This window comes from Escherichia sp. E4736 (genome assembly GCF_005781225.1).
GTDB lineage: Bacteria > Pseudomonadota > Gammaproteobacteria > Enterobacterales > Enterobacteriaceae > Escherichia.
The window spans coordinates 50,608-66,750 of sequence record NZ_VATT01000002.1 but is presented as its reverse complement, the minus strand read 5'-3'; the positions used below and the strand labels follow the sequence as shown (position 1 = coordinate 66,750).

Below are 16,143 nucleotides of genomic sequence, written 5' to 3'. Positions count from 1 at the left end.
CTCAGTGCGGCTGTCGGGGGCTTCCCGATCGCTATTCGGCACTTAAGCCGTTAAATCACTTTTTCGCCAGTTCCTGGTTCAATGTCCAGAGTTCCAGGCGTTCTTCGTTGCTTAAACCATGCGTGCGCTCACGAGCGATTAACTCTTCTTGACGCAGTTCAAGCAGCGAATCAAACATATGGTTGAGTGAGTCGGTGAAGGTTTGCTCAGCAATATTCTTATCTGCTATATCGTCCCACATCGACAGTTTTTCAAGGGTGGCAGCATTATTTGTACCACGATAGTGCTCTAAAAGTTGCCCGGTGGTCAGACCTGGCTGAGAGAGACAAGTGTTGACCAGTTCTCTGAATAAGCCAAGTCCAGGGAGCTTATTTTCATCCAGATTCTCAAGCGGCGGGACCAACGTCGCTAATTCTGGATTTTGCACCAGCAACCCTATAAGTATACGCATGGTCGTGCGTTTTAGCTGCGGAACAGGACGAGAAACGCCGCTCTCTGCCGCTTTTGGCATTAATCGTTCAAGCTGGCTGTCATCAAGTATGCCTAACTTATTGCCTAATTCCTGACGAAGATATATTCGCAGCGTTTCGCCCGGCACCTGCGATATCAATGGCAGTGCCAGCGTACTCAAACGCGCGCGCCCGTCTGGGGTGCTCAGATCAACTTGCGGCATCAGGCTGTTAAACAGAAATGCGGAGAGCGGCATCGCCTGCTCCATCCGCGCTTCAAACGCCTCTTTACCTTCTTTGCGCACCAGCGTGTCAGGGTCCTCGCCATCAGGCAAAAACATAAAACGTAGCTGACGACCGTCTGTCATGTAAGGCAGCGCCGTTTCCAGCGCTCGCCAGGCGGCATCGCGACCTGCGCGGTCGCCGTCATAACAGCAAATGACATTGTTGGTTGCGCGGAACAACAGCTGTATGTGATCGGCAGTGGTTGACGTACCCAGCGACGCAACGGCGTAATTAATGCCGTATTGCGCCAGCGCCACTACGTCCATATAGCCTTCGACCACAAGCAGACGATTGGGTTCAGCGTTATCCTGTTGCGCTTCATAAAGGCCGTAAAGCTGGCGGCCTTTATGGAAAATATCAGTTTCCGGCGAGTTCAGGTACTTGGGGGTATCGTTGCCCAGCACGCGCCCGCCAAAACCAATCACCCGACCGCGTTTATCGCGAATAGGGAACATCACCCGCTCGCGGAAACGATCGTAACTGCGACCCTGATCGTTAGTGACCAACATACCCGCATCAATCAATGACTGACGATTTTCTGGATTGCCACCAAACCGTTTCAGGACGTTGTCCCAGCCGGGGGGCGCAAAACCAATCGCAAAGCGGGCGATAACCTCGTGGCTTAATCCGCGTTTTTCCAGATACTGGCGCGCAGACGTGGCAACAGGTTGCTGTAAAGATTGTTGGTAAAACGTATTCAGACCGTCCATCAACTGATAAAGCGTTTGCCGTTGATGGCGCTCGATCTGGCTGGGGCCGCTGCCTGCTTCAAATGGCACTTCAAGATTGTGCATTGCCGCCAGCTCTTCGACCGTTTCGACGAATTCGAGCTTGTCGTAGTTCATCAGGAAGTCGATCGCGTTGCCGTGCGCGCCACATCCAAAGCAGTGGTAAAACTGTTTCTCACCGTTAACGGTGAATGACGGGGTTTTCTCGTTGTGGAATGGACAACACGCGTGGAAATTCTTGCCCTGCTTTTTCAGCTTCACACGGGCATCGATCAGATCGACGATGTCGGTGCGTGCCAGCAGATCATTAATGAATACGCGTGGGATTCGTCCAGCCATAGGCCCCGATTTTTAGCAATTCATAAACGAAAATAAGCCGCGCATTCCTTTCGGAAGCACGGCCTTACAACTACAACTCGGTCTGATCGGAGAGCAACGCTCTCGAGGAATTAGTACAGACGAGTGCGGCGTGCGTTTTCGCGAGCCAGTTTCTTCGCGTGACGTTTCACTGCAGAAGCTTTAGCGCGCTTACGTTCGGTAGTCGGTTTTTCATAGAACTCACGACGACGAACTTCCGCCAGAACACCTGCTTTTTCACAGGAACGCTTGAAGCGACGCAGAGCTACGTCGAACGGCTCGTTTTCACGTACTTTAATTACCGGCATGTGCCTCTCACCTTTGATTAATTCGGTTTGCCGCTGGCATCAACGCCAGCTTATTTCAAAATGGTGCGGAATTTTACTGCAATTGCTGCTGCTTTGTAAAGCACCGCGGCCTCTTTTGAAAGGGACTTTTATAAGGGTGGGGAGTATACACGAGGCTTTATCCAGGGGCGAACAAAGTTTTACATCAACCCGCATTGGTCCTACACTGCGCGGTAATAAAGCGAGGTAAAACAAGTCATGCGTGTACTGGGTATTGAAACTTCCTGCGATGAAACTGGCATCGCCATTTACGACGATGAAAAAGGTTTGTTAGCCAACCAATTGTATAGTCAGGTGAAATTGCACGCTGACTACGGCGGTGTCGTGCCTGAACTGGCTTCCCGCGATCACGTGCGTAAAACCGTACCGTTGATCCAGGCTGCGCTGAAGGAGTCTGGTTTAACGGCAAAAGACATTGACGCTGTGGCCTATACCGCAGGTCCTGGATTAGTCGGCGCGCTGCTGGTTGGCGCGACCGTGGGGCGTTCTCTGGCGTTTGCCTGGGACGTTCCGGCGATCCCGGTACACCATATGGAAGGACATCTGTTAGCGCCGATGCTGGAAGATAACCCACCGGAATTTCCGTTTGTGGCGCTACTGGTTTCCGGCGGTCATACGCAGTTAATCAGCGTGACTGGCATTGGTCAGTACGAGCTGCTCGGCGAGTCTATTGATGATGCCGCCGGGGAAGCGTTTGACAAAACCGCAAAGCTGCTGGGGCTGGATTACCCTGGCGGGCCGCTGCTGTCGAAAATGGCGGCTCAGGGTACTGCCGGGCGCTTTGTCTTCCCGCGCCCGATGACCGACCGTCCGGGGCTGGATTTCAGCTTCTCTGGCCTGAAAACCTTCGCCGCGAACACGATTCGTGACAACGGCACCGACGACCAGACGCGTGCTGATATCGCCCGTGCTTTTGAAGATGCGGTGGTCGATACGTTGATGATTAAGTGTAAGCGTGCGTTGGATCAGACGGGCTTTAAGCGACTGGTAATGGCAGGCGGCGTGAGTGCTAACCGCACGCTGCGGGCGAAACTGGCGGAAATGATGAAAAAACGCCGTGGCGAAGTGTTCTACGCGCGTCCAGAATTTTGTACTGATAACGGCGCGATGATCGCCTATGCCGGAATGGTGCGGTTTAAAGCAGGCGCGACGGCGGATCTCGGCGTTAGCGTGCGCCCGCGCTGGCCGCTGGCGGAGTTACCGGCTGCGTAAAACTATCAGGTGCCGGATAGTCTCTTCCGGCACCTTCCTTTCTTAAAGCAACACCACGGGCATCCACAGTAAGCCGGTAATCACCAGCAACACGAGGAATATCAGCCCAAAAATCGCCCCCAGTCGCCAGTAATCCACCGTTGGCAGATAACCACTACCGTAGTAAATCGGGCTGGGTCCGGTGGCGTATGGCGTAAGAATGCTCCCCAGACCAATTGCCGCGCCAACCATCAGGCAGAACACCGGCAGCGGGATTCCCGGCATCGCCAGCGCGGCGGCAATCATCATCGGTGCGAGGGCGGAGGTATACGCCGTGGCGCTGGCAAAAAAGTAGCGCAGCAGATAAAAGACCACAATCAACGCCACCATCACCATCGTCGGCGAATAACCGTTTAAGCTGCCTGCTAACAGTTTGCCAAACCAGCTAATAAAACCGGTGTTGTTGAGTCCGGTAGCGAGGGTGATAAGCGAAGCCAGCCAGAAGAAAACGTTCCACGCCGCTTTATTACTGACAATATCGTCCCAGCAGATAATGCGCAGAAGCAGCATCAGTGCCACTACGCTGTAACCGACCATCGCGGCATCGATATAATCACCGCCAAAAATCCACAGCACCAGCGCGCCCACCATCAGCCCCAGCATCCGTTTTTCACGCGAACATAGCGGGCCCATTGCCTGCAGTTCCGTCTCTGCCCAGCGCGGCACCTGATCGCCAGACTTCAATACCGGCGGGTACAGTACGTAAGCCAGCCAGGGAACCAGCAGAACCAGTAAAATACTGAGCGGCAACATCCCGAGGAACCAGTCGCCCCAACTCAGCGTGGCGTGAGATGCGCTTTTCATCAGTCCAATTAACAGCAAGTTTGGTGCCATCGCCGTCAGGAAAATGGCGCTGGTCACGCAGTCGGCAACAATCCCCATCCACATGATGTACGAGCCAATACTGCGCGAACTGCTGTCGTTCGGCCGTGATTGATAGAGCGGCGGCAGGTTACGGATGATGGGATAGATAATCCCCGCACCGCGCGCCGAGTTGGACGGTGTTACAGGTGCCAGGATCAGCTCGGAGAACATCACCGCATAGCCGAGAAACAGTGTGCGATGCCCCATCTTTTTCACCAGAATCAGCGCGATGCGACGTCCAAGACCGGTTTTTTCATAGCCAGTGCCAAACATAAAGGCGGCGAAAATCAGCCAGATAACCGAATTAGAAAAACCAGAAACCGCCCAGGAAAGAGATTTGGCGGTGAATTTAAAACCTGGCTGGGCGAGCTGCTCCGGGCTGAACAGCAGCCAGGGAGAGAGAATGGCGATGATGGAGATACCCACCATCGCCACCACGGCACCCGGCACGGGTTCGAGGATCAGCCCAACGATCACGCCAGTAAAAACGGCAAAGTAGAGCCAGGTATGACTCTCCAGCCCTGCGGGAACCGGAATTAGAGCAATAATGGCGATGACCGCCAGCGGCGCAAGGTATCGCCACCATTCAGTGGAAGGTTTCATCGTGTTATGCCTGCGAAAAAGGAGAGGGGGCGAGCCTCTCCGTGAGGGTTATTTGATGTAATGGACGTGCTCGCAGATCTCTTCCACGATGGGCTCGCGGCGTTCGGCGAACAGCTTTTTGTTTTCGGCTATCAGGTTGTTTCCGTGGGTATCTATAGAGACAATCAGCGGGCCGAACTCTTTGACCCGGCAGACCCACAACGACTCCGGCATCCCGAGTTCTGTCCAGTGCACCTCTTCAATTTCTTCCACCTGAGTTGCTGCCAGTACCGCGCAGCCAGCCGGGAAAATCACATGCAGCGCCTTGAATTTCTGACAGCCCTCTTCGGTCAGCGGCCCCATTCCGCCTTTGCCAACCACCAGTTTCACGCCGGTCTGCTCGATAAACTCACGTTCAAAACTTTCCATACGCATACTGGTTGTCGGGCCAACGGACACCATCTCCCATTTGTCGCCGTTTTTGCGCACGATGGGGCCAGCGTGGAAAATCGCTTTGCCGTTGAGATCGTAAGGGATCGGACGTTTCAGTTCGATCAAGCGGCGGTGACAAACGTCACGGCAGGTCACCAGTGTACCGGTCAGGTAGATCACATCGCCGACGCGAATATCTTGCAGATCTTCAGCTTTGATCGGGGTTGTCAGGATCTTTTTCATAACGCGCTCCGGGTGTGAGACAGATTTTCAAAGGTGAGATCGGCATGAACCAGCAGTGTGCCGCGACGATGCGCCCAGCAGCCTGTAGAAACAGCAACGCCGATGGTTGACGGATGGCGGGCGGCAGATTCGATATGTACGCCCATCACTGAACTGTTGCCAGTCAGCCCTTGTGGACCAATCCCCAGACGGTTGAGTCCTTCTTCCAGGCGTACCTCCAGCTCTGCCGCTTTTGGATTAGGATGGCGGCTGCCAATCGGGCGCAAAATGGCTTTACGCGAGAGCACGGCGGCGGTTTCCACTGAGGTGGCGATGCCCACGCCTACCAGTACTGGCGGACAGGCGTTTACAGCGAGAGTAGAGATATTTTCAAAGACGAATTTCACTACGCCTTCGTAGCCTTCCGAAGGCATTAATACTTTCGAGCGACCAGGCAGTGTGCAGCCGCCGCCAGCCATGTAAACTTCGATTTCCGCATCGTCACCGTCGGGAATGATGTCCCAGGTAACCCACGGTACGCCGCTGCCGGTATTTTTGCCGGTGTTCACTTCGTCAAAAATTTCCACCGCGTTGTGGCGCAGTGGCGCTTTGACGGTTGCTTCTTCCACAGCTTGCTTAAGAATGCTTCGCAGCTCGCCAAGCAGCGGGAAACGGGAACCGACTTTAACGAAGAACATAATCTCCCCGGTGTCCTGACAGGCAGGACGATTCAGGTCGATCGCTTTTTGCATGTTGTCGAACATCGTGTGGTAGATGATTTTTCCCATCGACGATGTTTCGGCATCCTTTAGCTGTTTTAGTTTATCCACCACGTCATCAGGCATCCGGGTAGATATCATAGCGGTAAAGTTAGCGACAATATCCGTCAGCTTATTCACTGCCTGTTGCTTATTACTTTCGCTCATCATGGCAACTCCAGTTTCTGTATTTGTCTGGAAAAATTCACCGTCACAAACTACCACTAAAAATGTGGTTTTATATTTTTTGCCGCCGTGAATATGTAATTAACAGTTCGTTAATCAACACGAAAATAAGAACGAATATTGCGCCAGAGCAGGGAATGGCAATGTTTTGCGAAATACACTGCGTTTATCAAAACTGCGGATATTTAACAATGCTAAATAGCTGGCCTTTAGCCAAAGACTTGCAGGTACTGGTGGAAATCGTCCATAGCGGGAGTTTTAGCGCCGCTGCGGCAACGCTTGGGCAAACGCCTGCATTTGTCACCAAGCGGATCCAAATCCTTGAAAATACGCTGGCAACCACACTGCTGAACCGCTCTGCCCGAGGCGTGGCACTGACTGAAAGTGGCCAACGTTGTTACGAACATGCGCTGGAAATCCTCACCCAATATCAGCGACTGGTCGATGACGTCACGCAAATCAAAACGCGCCCGGAGGGGATGATTCGTATTGGTTGCAGCTTTGGCTTTGGGCGCAGTTATATTGCGCCAGCCATTACCGAACTGATGCGCAATTACCCTGAATTACAGGTGCATTTTGAATTGTTCGATCGGCAAATTGATTTAGTGCAGGATAATATTGATCTTGATATTCGTATTAATGATGACATTCCTGATTATTATATCGCGCATCTGTTAACGAAAAATAAAAGAATATTATGCGCCGCACCTGAGTATCTGAAAAAATATTCCCCGCCACAATCATTACAGGAATTAAGTCGCCATGACTGTCTGGTGACTAAAGAGCGTGACATGACCCACGGAATATGGGAGTTAGGGAACGGTCAGGAGAAAAAGTCGGTGAAGGTTAGTGGGCATCTTTCCTCCAACAGCGGCGAGATTGTGCTGCAATGGGCGCTGGAGGGCAAAGGGATTATGCTGCGTTCCGAGTGGGATGTTTTGCCGTTTCTGGAGAGTGGCAAACTGGTGCGAGTATTGCCGGAGTATGCACAAAGCGCCAATATCTGGGCTGTTTACCGGGAGCCGCTCTATCGCAGCATGAAATTACGTGTCTGCGTGGAATTTTTGGCGGCGTGGTGCCAGCAACGGCTGGGTAAACCTGACGAGGGCTATCAGGTTATGTAGGCTCGTCATAAATCACTCGGGATCTTTTTCACGCTTTCTTTTGAATTTCGTCCAGATTTTTGTCTCCTGGTGACGCCACAGACGCTGGATGTTGTCATGATGACGCAGCAGGATCAGGCAAGAGAGCATCGAAACCGGGAAGGTGAATTGAGGCTTGAACCACCAGACATAAAACGGAGCAATCAGCGCGCTGACAATCGCCCCCAGCGACGAATATCCACTCAATAGCACGGTAAGCAGCCAAGTCCCCGCCATCACGCCCGTTAAATCCCAGCCGATCGGAGCAATAGCGCCAAAAGCGGTGGCAACGCCTTTTCCCCCTTTAAAACCGAAGAAAACGGGCCAGATGTGTCCAAGACAGGCGGCAATCGCAATTAATCCCAGCCAAAATGGGCTGACGCCTAATTCATATGCTCCCCAGACAGGCAACATACCTTTTAGAACGTCAAAGATCAGCACTGCTACGGCTGCTCCTTTGCCACCCATGCGTAAAACGTTGGTCGCGCCAGGATTACCGGAGCCGCTGGTTCGCGGGTCGGGCAAGCCACAAAGGCGGCAAACCAGAATGGCACTGGAAATGGAGCCGCAGAGGTACGCGATGAGGATCATTCCAGGCGCGATTGCACTCATAAGCTGTTCCGTTTTGAAAATTCGTGTTCAACGATGAATCTGTGGATAATACGCACATTTCGCCGGAAGTGGTATCCGGTTAGCCAAAAAGCAGGCAGGACGTGATGGATATTGTATTTATAGAGCAACTTTCGGTAATCACCACTATTGGTGTTTACGACTGGGAACAGACCATCGAACAGAAGCTGGTGTTCGATATCGAAATGGCGTGGGATAACCGTAAAGCGGCGAAAAGTGATGATGTGGCGGATTGCCTCAGTTACGCTGACATTGCAGAAACGGTGGTCAGCCACGTCGAGGGGGCGCGTTTTGCACTGGTGGAACGCGTGGCGGAAGAAGTGGCGGAACTGCTGTTAACTCGCTTTAATTCGCCGTGGGTTCGCATCAAACTTAGCAAGCCAGGCGCAGTGGCGCGGGCGGCGAATGTTGGCGTAATCATTGAGCGTGGCAATAATCTGAAAGAAAATAATTAATTTTACAGCTGTTAAACCAAACGGTTATAACCTGGTCATACTGCAGTAGTTCGGACAAGCGGTACATTTTAATAATTTAGGGGTTTATTGATGAGCGATATGCACTCGCTGCTGATAGCGGCAATATTGGGTGTGGTCGAAGGATTGACAGAATTTCTGCCGGTATCCAGCACGGGCCATATGATTATTGTCGGTCACTTGTTGGGGTTTGAGGGCGACACGGCGAAAACCTTTGAAGTCGTGATCCAGTTAGGATCAATTCTGGCGGTAGTAGTGATGTTCTGGCGGCGTCTGTTTGGCCTGATTGGCATTCACTTTGGTCGCCCGTTGCAGCACGAAGGAGAAAGCAAAGGTCGTTTAACGCTGATCCACATTTTGCTGGGGATGATTCCGGCGGTGGTACTGGGGCTGTTGTTCCACGACACGATTAAATCATTGTTTAACCCGATAAATGTCATGTATGCGCTGGTTGTCGGCGGTTTGTTGCTGATTGCCGCCGAATGCCTGAAGCCGAAAGAGCCGCGTGCGCCGGGTCTGGATGATATGACCTATCGCCAGGCGTTTATGATTGGCTGCTTCCAGTGTCTGGCGCTGTGGCCGGGATTCTCTCGCTCCGGGGCGACCATTTCAGGTGGGATGCTGATGGGGGTGAGCCGTTACGCGGCTTCTGAGTTCTCGTTCCTGCTGGCGGTGCCGATGATGATGGGCGCAACGGCGCTTGATCTCTACAAAAGCTGGGGCTTCCTGACAACCGGCGATATCCCGATGTTTGCTGTTGGGTTTATCACTGCCTTCGTAGTGGCGCTGATAGCGATTAAAACCTTCCTGCAATTAATTAAGCGGATTTCGTTTATCCCATTCGCCATTTATCGCTTTATTGTGGCGGCTGCGGTGTACGTCGTGTTCTTTTGATGTGAAGAATAGTGTCGGATGCCTGGAATTGTCCACGATTGCGTAGATTGCGTAGGCCGGATAAGGCGTTTACGCCGCATCCGGCAATCAACGCCTGATGCGACGCTTGCGCGTCTTATCTGGCCTACAACCGTCGTTGACATGTAGCCGGATAAGGCGTTCACGTCGCATCCGGCAAAATTCCCAACACTCACTCAGGCTTTGGGCAACGTTGTTCCTTCCAGCTGGCTACCGCCGCAATCCGCCGTCGGGTTAGCTCTTCACGAATCTCTACACCTTTAAATCCTGCTTCAACGACGGCTTTTGTCGGCACTGACTGCGCCACTTCCCAGGCTTCGCGCAACCAGCGGCCTTGCGGGTAGTCCGCCGATTCAAAACCGGTTCTGCCGCGCACGTCTGCTTCGCTGGTCAGCGCCAGTTGCTCTACACGTTGCGGCTTACGCCAGGCGTCAATGGAATCAAACAATTTAACAATGGTTTTCGGGTTCAGCATGGGGAAGGTGTGGATGAGATCGTGAAACTCAGCCACCAGTTTGGCTAAATCGCGAATTTCATTTGGCACGCGCAGACGCTGACATAGTTGTTCCACCAACTTAACACCTGCCGGGCCATGTCCATGATGACGTGGCCAAAGTTCTGGCGGCGTCAGTCCTTTACCGAGATCGTGGCATAACGTTGCGAAACGGACATCGACCTGCGGACTTAGCATCGCCGCCATGGAGAGCGTCATTAAGGTATGAATCCCGGTGTCGATTTCCGGATGCCATTTGGCGGGGGCCGGAACACCGAACAGGGCGTCAATTTCCGGGAATAAAACGCGCAGTGCGCCGCAATCGCGTAGCACCTGGAAGAACACTTGTGGATTGCGGGTGGTGAGGGCGCTTTCCGTCTCTTTCCACACCCGTTCAGGCGTAAGATGTTCCAGTTCGCCCGCGTGGGTCATCTCGCGCATCAGCGCCAGGGTTTCATCAGCAATACGAAAACTGAGGTGGGCATAACGCGCAGCAAAACGCGCCACGCGCAGCACGCGTAGCGGATCCTCGCCAAAAGCGGGGGAAACATGGCGTAACAGACGATTTTGCAGATCGCCCAGACCGTTGTACGGGTCGATAATCTCGCCGTCATCGTCCTGGGCCAGCGCATTAATGGTCAGATCGCGACGCTTAAGATCATCTTCCAGCGTGACATCCGGTGCGGCATAGCAGGTAAAACCGGTGTAACCGGAGCCGGATTTCCGTTCGGTACGTGCCAGCGCATACTCTTCATGCGTCTGCGGATGCAGAAAAACAGGAAAATCGCGGCCTACCTGCTGGTAGCCCGCGTCGAGCATCTCCTGTGGCGTACTGCCGACCACCACCCAATCTCTGTCTTTGACCGGTAGCCCTAACAATGCATCCCGTACCGCACCACCGACCAGATAAATCTTCACGCCATCTTCCCTTCGTCAAATACACAATTCCTAATAATAAGACAGTGCAACGAAGAAGGCGATTTAGTTCATCCAGCGATCTTTGCGTTTGCGCGTTGGGATCAGGTGCGGTAATACCAGTCCGAGCAGCAAGCCAAGACCCAGTACACCGCCGCCATACATAAACCATTGCATGATGATGGTGCGCTGTTTGTCATCTAACTGCACGCTGGCGGCATCGACCTTTTTCTGAGCGACAATCAGTTCGTTTTTCAGCTTCTGATTTTCTTCTTTTAACCCGTTGATCACGCTGTCGCTCTGCGCCACTTTTTGCTGCATTTCAGCAGTGCGCTGATTCCAGGTGTTATCAATATTGGTGAGCTTATCGGTCAGCGTTTTGACCTGATTTTCCAGCACCGGTACACGAGTGCGCAGGCTTGGCTCGGTATTAAGTTCTTTTAACGGGATCCAGGCGGTACGGCCGGAGCTGTCTTTCACCTGGGCATAATTGGTGTTGGCGTCAGTTTGTAATAAGGTTACTTCCTCGCCCGCGTTAACTGTGCCCACGAGGCGATAATTATCCCCCGGACCACTGCGGACCCAAGTGTTCAGTTCGTCAGAAACATAGCGCTTTTCTTCGGCGTGCGAGACGGCAGTGGCGCTAAGTGCAAGTATAGTTAATCCGATCAGGCGTAATTTTGGCATCAGGCTGTCGTTATTGTCTGGGAAAAGTGGAACGATAGTAGTGGCATCAGTGTCGCTACGCAAAGCATTCGCTATCAATCGGAATCCTCTGTGTCAGGTCTTGCCACAGCTTCAATCTTTTACGCCCGTCAAATTGCCCGTTGCATGGCAATTTGGCGCAAAATACTATCTACTGACAAAAAAGATCGCATTAAGTTCGCCGTTCATCGTCACTAATGTGACATAACCGGATAAGTAAAGGCCATGGCTCAGGAAATCGAATTAAAGTTTATTGTTAATCACAGTGCCGTTGAGGCGTTGCGTGACCATCTCAATACGCTGGGCGGCGAGCACCATGACCCCGTGCAGTTGCTGAATATTTACTACGAAACGTCGGATAACTGGCTGCGTGGGCACGATATGGGCTTGCGTATTCGTGGCGAAAATGGTCGCTATGAAATGACGATGAAAGTCGCCGGGCGAGTGACTGGCGGTTTACACCAGCGCCCGGAATATAATGTGGCGTTGAGCGAACCAACGCTCGACCTGGCGCAGTTTCCGACGGAAGTCTGGCCGAACGGCGTGTTACCTGCCGATCTCGCTTCCCGCGTACAACCGCTGTTCAGCACCGATTTTTATCGCGAAAAATGGCTGGTGGAGATCGATGGCAGTCAGATTGAAATCGCACTCGATCAGGGCGAGGTGAAAGCCGGAGAATTTGCTGAACCTATCTGCGAGCTGGAACTGGAACTACTTAGCGGCGAAACGCGCGCGGTGCTGAAACTGGCAAACCAACTGGTATCGCAAACTGGTTTACGCCAGGGCAGCCTGAGCAAGGCGGCGCGTGGCTATCATCTGGCGCAGGGAAATCCCGCGCGTGAAATCAAACCCACCACCATTTTGCATGTTGCGGCAAAAGCCGATGTGGAACAGGGGCTGGAAGCGGCGCTCGAGCTGGCGTTAGCACAATGGCAGTACCATGAAGAGTTGTGGATACGCGGCAACGAGGCGGCGAAAGAGCAGGTTCTGGCAGCAATCGGCCTGCTTCGCCATACTCTGATGCTGTTCGGCGGTATCGTGCCGCGTAAAGCGAGCACTCACTTACGTGATCTGTTGACTCAATGCGAGGCGACCATTGCTTCTGCGGTTTCTGCTGTGACGGCGGTCTATTCTACCGAAACGGCAATGGCGAAACTGGCGTTGACCGAATGGCTGGTAAGCAAAGCCTGGCAGCCGTTTTTAGATGCCAAAGCGCAGGGCAAAATCAGCGATTCCTTCAAACGCTTTGCCGATATCCATCTTTCCCGCCATGCCGCTGAACTGAAAAGCGTTTTTTGCCAGCCGTTGGGCGATCGCTACCGTGACCAGTTGCCACGCCTGACACGTGACATTGACTCAATACTGTTGCTGGCGGGTTACTACGATCCTGTCGTCGCGCAAGCCTGGCTGGAGAACTGGCAGGGGCTGCATCACGCTATTGCGACCGGGCAACGCATTGAAATTGAACATTTCCGTAATGAAGCAAACAATCAGGAACCGTTCTGGTTGCACAGCGGAAAACGTTAATCAGGCAAGGATAAAATCGCTTATGAAGCTGCTCTCTTCACCGTTACAGCAGTACTGGCAGACCGTTGTTGAGCGGCTGCCAGCGCCTTTAGCCGAGGAATCACTTAGCGCACAGGCGAAGTCAGTACTTACTTTTAGTGATTTTGTGCAGGACAGTGTAATTGCGCATCCAGAGTGGCTGACGGAGCTGGAAAACGAGCCGCCACAAGCCGATGAATGGCAGTATTACGGCGAGTGGTTACAGGAGGCGCTCAGTAACGTGAGTGACGAGGCTGGGTTAATGCGTGAACTGCGGCTGTTCCGGCGGCGCATTATGGTACGTATCGCCTGGGCGCAAACGCTGGCACTGGTTACTGAAGAGAGCATATTGCAGCAGCTCAGCCATCTGGCGGAGACGCTGATTGTTGCGGCGCGTGACTGGCTGTATGACGCCTGCTGCCGTGAGTGGGGAACGCCGTGCAATGCGCAGGGCGAAGCGCAACCGCTGCTGATTTTAGGCATGGGTAAGCTGGGCGGTGGGGAACTGAATTTCTCCTCAGATATCGATCTGATTTTTGCCTGGCCTGAACATGGTTGTACGCAGGGCGGACGCCGGGAACTGGATAATGCTCAGTTCTTTACCCGTATGGGGCAGCGGTTGATTAAAGTGCTGGATCAACCAACGCAAGATGGCTTTGTCTATCGCGTAGATATGCGGCTGCGTCCGTTTGGCGAAAGTGGCCCGCTGGTGCTGAGCTTTGTGGCGCTGGAAGATTATTACCAGGAGCAGGGGCGTGACTGGGAGCGTTACGCGATGGTCAAGGCGCGGATTATGGGCGATAGCGACGGCGCTTATGCTAACGAATTGCGTTCGATGCTGCGCCCGTTTGTTTTTCGTCGTTACATCGATTTCAGTGTGATTCAGTCTCTGCGCAACATGAAAGGGATGATTGCCCGTGAAGTGCGTCGCCGCGGTTTGACCGACAACATTAAACTGGGCGCGGGCGGTATTCGCGAAATTGAATTTATCGTCCAGGTGTTCCAGCTTATTCGCGGCGGGCGCGAACCGTCGCTGCAATCGCGCTCTTTACTGCCAACGCTCAGCGCCATTGCCGCGCTGCATCTGCTTTCTGAGAATGATGCCGAACAATTGCGAGTGGCGTATCTGTTTCTGCGGCGCCTGGAAAACCTGCTGCAAAGCATTAATGACGAACAAACCCAGACGCTTCCTTCTGATGAGCTTAACCGTGCGCGGCTGGCGTGGGGGATGGAGTTCGCTGACTGGCAGCAACTGACCGGAGCGCTGGGCGGACATATGGCTAATGTGCGTCGGGTATTTAACGATCTGATTGGTGACGACGAAAGCGAAACCCAGGAAGAGACTCTGTCGGAGCAGTGGCGTGAGCTGTGGCAGGATGCATTGCAGGAAGATGACACCACGCCAGTGCTGGCGCATCTTAGAGAAGATGATCGCAAACAGGTGCTGACGCTGATTGCCGATTTCCGCAAAGAGCTGGATAAGCGCACTATTGGGCCGCGCGGACGTCAGGTGCTCGACCATCTCATGCCGCATTTGTTAAGTGACGTATGCGCGCGTGAAGACGCTGCTGTCACGCTGTCGCGCATCACCGCCTTGCTGGTGGGGATTGTTACCCGCACCACCTATTTAGAATTGCTCAGTGAATTCCCCGCGGCGCTTAAGCATTTGATTTCTCTGTGTGCCGCATCGCCGATGATTGCCAGTCAACTGGCGCGCTATCCATTATTGCTGGATGAACTGCTCGATCCGAACACCCTCTACCAGCCGACAGCGACGGATGCCTATCGCGACGAATTGCGCCAGTATTTGCTGCGCGTGCCAGAAGATGACGAAGAACAACAGCTTGAGGCGTTGCGTCAGTTCAAACAGGCGCAGCTGTTACGCATCGCCGCAGCGGATATTGCCGGTACGCTACCGGTAATGAAAGTGAGCGATCACTTAACCTGGTTGGCAGAAGCCATGATAGATGCCGTCGTTCAGCAGGCATGGGTTCAAATGGTCGCCCGTTACGGAAAACCGACCCACCTGAACGAACGTGAAGGTCGAGGCTTTGCGGTGGTTGGCTACGGTAAGCTGGGCGGTTGGGAGTTAGGCTACAGTTCCGATCTTGACCTGATCTTCCTCCATGATTGCCCGATGGATGTAATGACGGACGGCGAGCGGGAAATCGACGGGCGGCAGTTTTACCTGCGTCTGGCGCAACGCATTATGCACTTGTTCAGCACGCGCACGTCTTCCGGTATTTTGTACGAAGTGGATGCACGGCTACGCCCGTCCGGGGCGGCGGGAATGCTGGTTACTTCCGCAGAAGCGTTTGCCGATTATCAGAGAAACGAGGCCTGGACGTGGGAACATCAGGCGCTGGTACGTGCTCGCGTGGTATATGGTGATCCACAATTGACCGCTCAATTTGACGCAGTACGCCGGGAGATTATGACGCTGCCGCGTGAAGGCAAAACTTTACAGACAGAAGTGCGGGAAATGCGCGAGAAAATGCGCGCCCATCTCGGCAATAAACATCGCGATCGCTTTGATATCAAAGCCGATGAAGGCGGAATTACCGATATCGAATTTATTACCCAATATCTGGTGTTGCGCTACGCCCATGAAAAACCGAAGTTAACGCGCTGGTCAGACAACGTGCGCATTCTGGAACTACTGGCGCAAAACGACATTATGGAAGAGCAGGAAGCGATGGCCCTGACCCGTGCTTACACTACGCTGCGCGATGAACTTCATCATCTGGCATTACAAGAGTTGCCGGGCCATGTGCCGGAGGATTACTTCACCGCAGAGCGTGAACTGGTGCGGGCAAGCTGGCAGAAGTGGCTGGTGGAGGAATGAAATATGGTATTATCGCGCGCAA

Annotated in this window: 14 protein-coding genes; 6 read left to right on the top strand and 8 right to left on the bottom strand. The window is 53.3% G+C overall.

Features of this window, described 5'->3' with window-relative positions:
* Nucleotides 1-55: 55 nt before the first annotated feature.
* Nucleotides 56-1,801, bottom strand: a complete 1,746-nt coding sequence (gene dnaG / locus FEK46_RS01105) for a DNA primase (RefSeq protein WP_000918827.1) — start codon at nt 1,799-1,801, stop codon at nt 56-58.
* Between the two features lie 110 nt (nt 1,802-1,911).
* Entirely contained in the window at nt 1,912-2,127 is a 216-nt protein-coding gene (gene rpsU, locus FEK46_RS01100; RefSeq protein WP_001144069.1) for a 30S ribosomal protein S21, read from the bottom strand.
* Between the two features lie 237 nt (nt 2,128-2,364).
* Between rpsU and tsaD the strand changes: the two genes are divergently transcribed.
* On the top strand, nt 2,365-3,378 hold the full coding sequence (gene tsaD / locus FEK46_RS01095; RefSeq protein WP_001264352.1) for a tRNA (adenosine(37)-N6)-threonylcarbamoyltransferase complex transferase subunit TsaD: 1,014 nt from the start codon (nt 2,365-2,367) through the stop codon (nt 3,376-3,378).
* Nucleotides 3,379-3,420: 42 nt separating this feature from the next.
* Here tsaD and ttdT read toward each other — a convergent pair whose 3' ends face one another.
* From ttdT to ttdA, 3 genes are read right to left on the bottom strand one after another with little or no spacing between them, the layout of a single operon-like run.
* Complete coding sequence (gene ttdT / locus FEK46_RS01090; RefSeq protein ID WP_135559856.1) at nt 3,421-4,884, bottom strand: L-tartrate/succinate antiporter; 1,464 nt, start codon at nt 4,882-4,884, stop codon at nt 3,421-3,423.
* A 48-nt stretch (nt 4,885-4,932) separates the two neighbouring features.
* On the bottom strand, nt 4,933-5,538 hold the full coding sequence (gene ttdB / locus FEK46_RS01085; RefSeq protein ID WP_021559517.1) for a L(+)-tartrate dehydratase subunit beta: 606 nt from the start codon (nt 5,536-5,538) through the stop codon (nt 4,933-4,935).
* Nucleotides 5,535-6,446, bottom strand: coding sequence for a L(+)-tartrate dehydratase subunit alpha (gene ttdA / locus FEK46_RS01080; RefSeq protein ID WP_130210438.1), 912 nt, complete (start codon nt 6,444-6,446; stop codon nt 5,535-5,537). The genes ttdB and ttdA overlap by 4 nt, the downstream gene beginning before the upstream one ends.
* Nucleotides 6,447-6,652: 206 nt before the next feature.
* Between ttdA and ttdR the strand changes: the two genes are divergently transcribed.
* A complete protein-coding gene (ttdR, locus tag FEK46_RS01075) occupies nt 6,653-7,585 on the top strand; it encodes an L-tartrate utilization transcriptional activator TtdR (RefSeq protein ID WP_130260137.1) in 933 nt (310 codons plus the stop codon).
* A gap of 12 nt (nt 7,586-7,597) precedes the next feature.
* On the opposite strand, the gene plsY is transcribed toward ttdR, so the two are convergent.
* Nucleotides 7,598-8,215, bottom strand: coding sequence for a glycerol-3-phosphate 1-O-acyltransferase PlsY (plsY, locus tag FEK46_RS01070; protein WP_130210442.1), 618 nt, complete (start codon nt 8,213-8,215; stop codon nt 7,598-7,600).
* A gap of 104 nt (nt 8,216-8,319) precedes the next feature.
* Between plsY and folB the strand changes: the two genes are divergently transcribed.
* Both folB and bacA read left to right on the top strand, forming a co-directional pair.
* Entirely contained in the window at nt 8,320-8,688 is a 369-nt protein-coding gene (gene folB / locus FEK46_RS01065) for a bifunctional dihydroneopterin aldolase/7,8-dihydroneopterin epimerase (RefSeq protein WP_010347879.1), read from the top strand.
* 90 nt (nt 8,689-8,778) lie between these two features.
* Nucleotides 8,779-9,600 carry an undecaprenyl-diphosphate phosphatase gene (bacA, locus tag FEK46_RS01060; protein WP_001305111.1) on the top strand — a complete coding sequence of 274 codons (822 nt, stop codon included), beginning with the start codon at nt 8,779-8,781 and terminating at the stop codon, nt 9,598-9,600.
* Nucleotides 9,601-9,790: 190 nt separating this feature from the next.
* On the opposite strand, the gene cca is transcribed toward bacA, so the two are convergent.
* Together cca and FEK46_RS01050 are read right to left on the bottom strand one after the other, a co-directional pair.
* Nucleotides 9,791-11,029: a fused tRNA nucleotidyltransferase/2',3'-cyclic phosphodiesterase/2' nucleotidase/phosphatase Cca gene (gene cca, locus FEK46_RS01055; protein WP_131162533.1), complete on the bottom strand. Its 1,239-nt coding sequence runs from the start codon at nt 11,027-11,029 to the stop codon at nt 9,791-9,793.
* Nucleotides 11,030-11,092: 63 nt separating this feature from the next.
* A complete protein-coding gene (locus FEK46_RS01050; RefSeq protein WP_130210468.1) occupies nt 11,093-11,713 on the bottom strand; it encodes a TIGR04211 family SH3 domain-containing protein in 621 nt (206 codons plus the stop codon).
* 243 nt (nt 11,714-11,956) lie between these two features.
* On the opposite strand from FEK46_RS01050, the gene ygiF reads away from it, so the two are divergent.
* Both ygiF and glnE read left to right on the top strand, forming a co-directional pair.
* On the top strand, nt 11,957-13,258 hold the full coding sequence (ygiF, locus tag FEK46_RS01045; RefSeq protein WP_135559855.1) for an inorganic triphosphatase: 1,302 nt from the start codon (nt 11,957-11,959) through the stop codon (nt 13,256-13,258).
* A gap of 22 nt (nt 13,259-13,280) precedes the next feature.
* Nucleotides 13,281-16,121: a bifunctional [glutamate--ammonia ligase]-adenylyl-L-tyrosine phosphorylase/[glutamate--ammonia-ligase] adenylyltransferase gene (gene glnE / locus FEK46_RS01040; protein ID WP_135559854.1), complete on the top strand. Its 2,841-nt coding sequence runs from the start codon at nt 13,281-13,283 to the stop codon at nt 16,119-16,121.
* Nucleotides 16,122-16,143: the final 22 nt, after the last annotated feature.

Excerpts from the sequence above, each read along its gene's own strand:
- dnaG (WP_000918827.1), bottom strand. The coding sequence starts at position 1,801 with ATGGCTGGACGAATCCCACGCGTATTCATTAATGATCTGCTGGCACGC.
- rpsU (WP_001144069.1), bottom strand. The coding sequence starts at position 2,127 with ATGCCGGTAATTAAAGTACGTGAAAACGAGCCGTTCGACGTAGCTCTG.
- tsaD (WP_001264352.1), top strand. The coding sequence starts at position 2,365 with ATGCGTGTACTGGGTATTGAAACTTCCTGCGATGAAACTGGCATCGCC.
- ttdT (WP_135559856.1), bottom strand. The coding sequence starts at position 4,884 with ATGAAACCTTCCACTGAATGGTGGCGATACCTTGCGCCGCTGGCGGTC.
- ttdB (WP_021559517.1), bottom strand. The coding sequence starts at position 5,538 with ATGAAAAAGATCCTGACAACCCCGATCAAAGCTGAAGATCTGCAAGAT.
- ttdA (WP_130210438.1), bottom strand. The coding sequence starts at position 6,446 with ATGATGAGCGAAAGTAATAAGCAACAGGCAGTGAATAAGCTGACGGAT.
- ttdR (WP_130260137.1), top strand. The coding sequence starts at position 6,653 with ATGCTAAATAGCTGGCCTTTAGCCAAAGACTTGCAGGTACTGGTGGAA.
- plsY (WP_130210442.1), bottom strand. The coding sequence starts at position 8,215 with ATGAGTGCAATCGCGCCTGGAATGATCCTCATCGCGTACCTCTGCGGC.
- folB (WP_010347879.1), top strand. The coding sequence starts at position 8,320 with ATGGATATTGTATTTATAGAGCAACTTTCGGTAATCACCACTATTGGT.
- bacA (WP_001305111.1), top strand. The coding sequence starts at position 8,779 with ATGAGCGATATGCACTCGCTGCTGATAGCGGCAATATTGGGTGTGGTC.
- FEK46_RS01050 (WP_130210468.1), bottom strand. The coding sequence starts at position 11,713 with ATGCCAAAATTACGCCTGATCGGATTAACTATACTTGCACTTAGCGCC.
- ygiF (WP_135559855.1), top strand. The coding sequence starts at position 11,957 with ATGGCTCAGGAAATCGAATTAAAGTTTATTGTTAATCACAGTGCCGTT.
- glnE (WP_135559854.1), top strand. The coding sequence starts at position 13,281 with ATGAAGCTGCTCTCTTCACCGTTACAGCAGTACTGGCAGACCGTTGTT.